Here is a 3260-nt window from a genome sequence, read left to right on the forward strand (position 1 = left end):
ACAAGGAATACTGCAGATGGCCAGAAGTCCGGAATAGACTTTTCTGGGACCGTAAACATCGGTGAGCATACCAATGATGACTCGAGCCGGAATGGTGAGGGCCACGTTCAGAATCAGCAGGGTTTTAAGTTCTTCACGAGTGAGGCCCAGAGACTCAGAAATAGCCAGGGCCAGTGGCGCATGGTTAAACCAGACCACAAAGCTAATAAAGAAGGCAATCCAGCTAAGGTGCAGAATCTTGGTTTTCCCGCTAAATGAAAACAGGTTAAACGAATCGGGGTTGCTCATACATCCTCCTTGTTTAAGAGATTTCCCAATCAAAAGCAAACATCAGGCCAATATGGTAAATGCTTGAATTTAAGTTGCATTTTTATTCGTTTTTAATGAATTTTCTCTTATGTATAGGGGAGTCCTTTATTTAAGTATGCAAAGTCTCTAACTATTATTTTTCTTCTCACCAAAATGGTGCTTGTCAGCGGTTTGGTTATTTCCGGGTGCATTATTTTTGTGCAGGCACCTGGATTGCCCCGAGATATACTCCTGTTTTTTAGCGTGTTTTGAAAGTGGGCACGACAGTTGCTTAAACACAACCATTAGAAAAGAGGCTGGCTCTAATGGATGTAGTTGTTCCGGCCCAATGCGTCACATTGAAGAGGATGTCCGAGATGATCGGAAAAGAAACCCTGGTGGTAGTCGGTAATGGTATGGTCGGTCACCGCTTTCTTGAGAAGCTGGTCGACGCCGGAGGCCTGAATCGTTTCGAAGTGGTAGTGTTTGGCGAGGAAGTCCGTCCTGCCTATGACAGGGTTCATCTCAGTGAGTTTTTCACGGGGCGCTCTGCGGAGGACCTGTCTATGGTTTCTGAAGGCTTTTATGAGCAGGAAGGCATCAATCTTGTTCTTAATGAAGCCATCATATCGATAGATCGTAAGTCCTGTGAAGTAAACACGGCCAGTGGCATTACTCAAAAGTACGATCAGTTGGTACTGGCTACAGGCTCCTATCCGTTTGTTCCTCCTGTGCCCGGGCACGACCGTGAAAACTGTTTTGTCTATCGCACCATCGAAGATCTCGAAGCTATTAAGGAAGCTGCCCGTAATGGCAGAGTCGGTGCCGTTGTTGGCGGAGGTCTGCTGGGGCTGGAAGCAGCAAAAGCGCTTAAAGATCTGGGGCTGGAGACTCACGTGGTTGAATTTGCTCCTCGTCTGATGGCTGTTCAGGTGGATGACGGCGGTGGTGCCATGCTCAGACGCAAGATCGAAGGTCTGGGGGTCACCATTCATACTTCCAGAAATACCCGTCAGATTGTTGATGGTGAAGGCGCTGTTCATCAGATGCAGTTCGCTGACGGCGAACAGCTGAATACCGATATCGTGCTGTTTTCAGCAGGTATTCGCCCCAGAGACGAGCTGGCGAAAAGTTCCGGTCTGGAACTGGGTGAGCGTGGCGGTATCGTTATTGATAACGACTGTCGTACATCGGATAAACGCATTTTTGCTATTGGTGAGTGCGCCCTCTGGAGTGGTCGTATCTTTGGTCTGGTGGCACCGGGCTACCAGATGGGGCAGGTGGTTGTGGATCAACTGACAGGCAGGGACGGTAATCAGTTTTCCGGTGCTGACATGAGCACCAAACTGAAACTGATGGGCGTCGATGTTGCCAGTATTGGTGATGCCCATGGCAATACCGAAGGTTGTCTGAGCTACCAGCTGATTGATGAAGAAAAAGAAGTTTACAAAAAACTGGTGGTTTCCAAGAATAAGAAAAAGGTTTTGGGTGCTGTTCTGGTCGGTGATGCCGAAGAATATGGCAGCCTGCTGCAAATGATGTTGAATGATATGCGGCCTCCGGAAAATCCAGCCGAACTGATCCTGCCTCAGACCGATGGCTCTGCTGCAACGGGTCTGGGTGTGGCGGCTCTGCCAGAAACGGCTCAAATCTGTTCCTGCTATGACGTCAGCAAAGGTGATCTGGTTAACGCGGTGGCCGGTGGCTGCATGGACATGGGCGCACTAAAGGCTGAAACCAGTGCCGGAACCGGCTGTGGTGGCTGTACGGCTCTGGTCAAGCAGGTTCTTGATCATGAACTGACTGAGCTGGGTGTTGAGGTTAAAAAAGATATCTGTGAGCATTTCCCTCACTCCAGACAAGAACTCTATCATCTGGTCCGTGTCGGTGAATTAAAGTCTTTCGACGAAGTTCTGGCAAAGCACGGTAAGGGGCGAGGCTGCGATATCTGTAAGCCCACCATTGGCTCCGTTCTGGCTTCCTGCTGGAACGAATATGTGCTTAAAGATCAGCATGCTCAAGTGCAAGACACCAACGATTATTTCCTCGGCAACATGCAGAAAGACGGTACTTACTCCATTGTGCCCAGGGTTCCGGGGGGAGAAATTACTCCCGATAAACTGATTACTATTGGTGAAGTAGGTCGCGATTTTAACCTCTACACGAAAATCACCGGTGGTCAGCGGATCGACCTTTTTGGTGCCCGTGTGGAACAGTTGCCGGAAATTTGGAAACGGCTTGTCGATGCAGGTTTTGAAACCGGTCATGCCTACGGTAAGTCACTGCGTACCGTGAAATCCTGTGTTGGCAGTACCTGGTGTCGTTATGGGGTACTGGACAGTACCAGTATGGCCATCGCCATTGAAAATCGTTACCGGGGTGTACGCTCTCCGCACAAGATCAAAATGGCTGTCTCCGGTTGTACCCGTGAATGCGCTGAAGCCCAGAGTAAAGATGTGGGTGTTATCGCCACGGAAAAAGGCTGGAACCTTTACCTTTCTGGTAATGGCGGTATGAAGCCGCGTCATGCCGACCTGTTTGCTACCGAGCTGGATGATGAAACTCTGGTTAAATACATTGATCGTTTCCTGATGTTCTATATCCGCACCGCTGATCGTCTGCAACGTACTTCAGTCTGGATGGATAATCTGGAAGGCGGTCTTGATTACCTGCGTGAAGTGATTATCGAGGACAGTCTGGGGATCTGTCAGGAGCTGGAAAATGAGATGACCTATCTGGTGGGTACCTATCAGTGTGAATGGAAAACCACCCTCTCAGATCCTGAAAAGCTCAAACGTTTCAATCATTTTATCAACAGTGATGAAAGCGACAGTAACGTAGTGTTTGTGAACGAGCGTGATCAGATTCGTCCTGCTACCCATGACGAAAAAATCGCCCTGAAACAGCTGTAAACGAAGCGAATAATAAGGAGACATTAACCATGACTCAAGTGCCCGCAGCCAATCAAGTGC

The 3260-nt window shown here is 48.9% G+C and carries 2 protein-coding genes; one reads left to right on the forward strand and one right to left on the reverse strand.

Annotated features, from left to right (window positions below):
• On the reverse strand, positions 1 to 288 hold a 288-nt coding region (locus KDK19_RS13745), incomplete at its 3' end, for an MFS transporter (RefSeq protein ID WP_368736466.1).
• A 377-nt stretch (positions 289 to 665) separates the two neighbouring features.
• On the opposite strand from KDK19_RS13745, the gene nirB reads away from it, so the two are divergent.
• Positions 666 to 3200 carry a nitrite reductase large subunit NirB gene (gene nirB / locus KDK19_RS13750; RefSeq protein WP_306670909.1) on the forward strand — a complete coding sequence of 845 codons (2535 nt, stop codon included), beginning with the start codon at positions 666 to 668 and terminating at the stop codon, positions 3198 to 3200.
• The last annotated feature ends 60 nt before the right edge of the window (positions 3201 to 3260 follow it).

It is taken from the genome of Endozoicomonas sp. ONNA1 (genome assembly GCF_024606325.1).
Lineage (GTDB): Bacteria > Pseudomonadota > Gammaproteobacteria > Pseudomonadales > Endozoicomonadaceae > Endozoicomonas_A.

Bases quoted from the DNA above. Each gene is read 5' to 3' on its own strand.
- nirB (WP_306670909.1), top strand. From the start codon at position 666: ATGATCGGAAAAGAAACCCTGGTGGTAGTCGGTAATGGTATGGTCGGT.